Source organism: Microcoleus sp. N9_A2, from assembly GCF_036701775.1.
Classification (GTDB): Bacteria; Cyanobacteriota; Cyanobacteriia; order Cyanobacteriales; family Microcoleaceae; genus Microcoleus.
On sequence record NZ_JAUBRH010000137.1, the window covers coordinates 1 to 2,410 of the forward strand.

Annotated in this window: 1 protein-coding gene; it reads right to left on the reverse strand. The window is 43.4% G+C overall.

The genetic code is table 11. From position 1 onward, the window contains the following. The coding region (gene ltrA / locus QUA44_RS30315; protein WP_333310097.1) for a group II intron reverse transcriptase/maturase at positions 1-1,580 on the reverse strand (1,580 nt) is incomplete at its 3' end. Positions 1,581-2,410: the final 830 nt, after the last annotated feature.

Sequence of the window (2,410 nt, forward strand, 5' to 3'; positions counted from 1 at the left end):
TTCAGGAGTTTTGACACCCTACTTGGCAAATCAGGATTTTTCCCCATTCTTGAACTCCAATAAACTAGGTCGCCATCGTAGGGGCTTTTATCACCTTTAACTTTCACATAGTCGTTGCTGCTACAAGCGAATTTACTATGCTTTAGTAACCGAAGGGGGTTCGCTCCCTCTTTTCTGGTTGAGAATACCCAGTTATCACCGCCAATGGTATGCCAATACCGTTTATGTCCTGCATTGATGTTTCCACAGCGGAATTTTGCCCAACGTCGAAGTTTCAGGTATGTGAGGTAATCTTGTTTAGAGAGTTCTCCAACGGTTTTAGCGTCAGAGTTTGTATAGAAAGAAGTCCATCCCCTTATTACAGGGTTTAAGTCTCTGATTAACGCCGATTGTGGCGATGACCTATGTTTTTTGATGATTCTTCCGATTTCCTCTTGGTGAGCCTTACTTGACTTCTTATTTGGGGTAATGAGTGTGTTAAAACCTAATATCTCACGTTGCAGATTTAAACTGCTCCGATGTTTTCCAGCAGGGTATTGCTGGATGTGATGACCTAAAAAGTCAAAACCAGCTTTACCATCCTCACTTAATTCATCCTTGAAAGTGTGAGTTAGCCTCGTCTTTTCAGGTTTTAATTCTAAACCCATGCCAACTAACCATTCCGAGATTATCTCTCGGCATCTTTGGACTACGAGCTTATCTTTGTGCATACACACGAAATCATCAGCGTATCTGATGAAGCTCAGGGACTTTTCTTTCATTAGCCAGCTACTTTGCATACCACGATTGTTTTTCAAGTCTATGGTTCTGGCGTATTCCATGAGTGTATTTTCAAGCCCGTGGAGAGCAATATTCGCCAACAACGGAGAAATGACCCCGCCCTGTGGCGTACCCTCAGATGTTGCAGTGAATACTCCATCGTCAATTACTCCAGATTTTAGCCAGGATTTTACTTGTCTCCTGACTTTGCCTTTTATGTTCAACTTTTGGAGTAGTTCATAATGGTTGATGCGGTCAAAACACTTGGCTATGTCTGCATCTAATACAAACTTCGCTTTATGTTGAATACAGTTTTTAATCTGTCTAATCGCATCGTGACATGACCTGCCCGGTCTAAAACCATAGCTGTTTGGCTCAAAAATTGCCTCCCATTCCGGCTCAAGTGCGGATTTTACTACGGCTTGTAAGGCTCTGTCGTACATTACAGGTATTCCCAGTGGGCGTTTTTCATTACTTCCTGGTTTTGGTATCCAGACTCTTCTAGTCGGTTTGGATTTTCCAGTTAGTTTTAATTCCCTTGCCAGTTCTAGACGAGCTGCTGGGGACAAGCTTTTGAACCCGTCCACTCCTGCCGTCTTTTTTCCCTGGTTGTCCTGAGTGACCCTTCTTACTGACAAAATCCTATTAGACCAAGACCTCATCAGCGTCTTTTGAAGTTTACGAACTTTCTTGACATCTCCACAACGGGAAGCAGCGAAAATGCGCTTTTGCAACTTGAAAACATATCTTTCGGCTTGACGCCAATTAATAGCTTTCCATCCCTCTGTATTTGTTTCCAAATCAGAATTAGGTTTGTTCATTACTAATTACACCTTTTCACTTAATCACCTTCGCGGTTTACGTCTGCATATCCTGGGCATTACCCCATCCCTTTTTCGGCATTACCTGTTATTTCAGGTTAGGCATTAGCTTCTTAAACCATCCCAACCTTTCGCAGCTTGTAGCCTGACAGCCTACCTCAACAATTATTTTTTTGAAGAGGAGCATACAAAAGGATTACTTCGTTCCTACTACTCATTGATTAAATCCGTTAGGGTTTGTCTTTCCGCCGGGGTTCTAGGTGGTGCGCTATCTCGGTCATTGAGTCCTGATAGTCCTTACCCTTGTCAGATATTCCTGACCCAGAAGCTCAAAGAAGTTCAAATTTCTTTGATTAGCTTATATCCTCTGGTACTGTCAATTACGACGGTTGTATCGACAATTCGTTAGCTTGCGCTTCTACCCCACGACTTCATTACTTTCGCAATGATTCGGTTATAGGATTTTTGCTGGCGGTGTCGGTATTCAGCTATCCCGATTGCCCGCGTTCACCCTCGCTTTACACAAAGGTTGTCAATCCTTGTGTAGAGGAAACCAGACTCATCTCTGGCTCTTTGTGTGCTTTCAATCACGCACCATGATGTCAGGACTTGGTTTATTTTGGATTTTGGTTATAATGTTGATTTGCACCTTCATCTTTCCCGCTTTCCCCTAGTGGTCTTAGCTAGATGCTCGACTAGGTTTTCTCACCTGCATGAATAGTAAGTTGTCGGCGATGGGGGATTAAAGTGCGACCTTTAACCCTAATGGGCTTACCCCATCGCTGCCAGCCATCCCCCCTTTCGGGTTTCGGCTAAACGAATCGCACCAA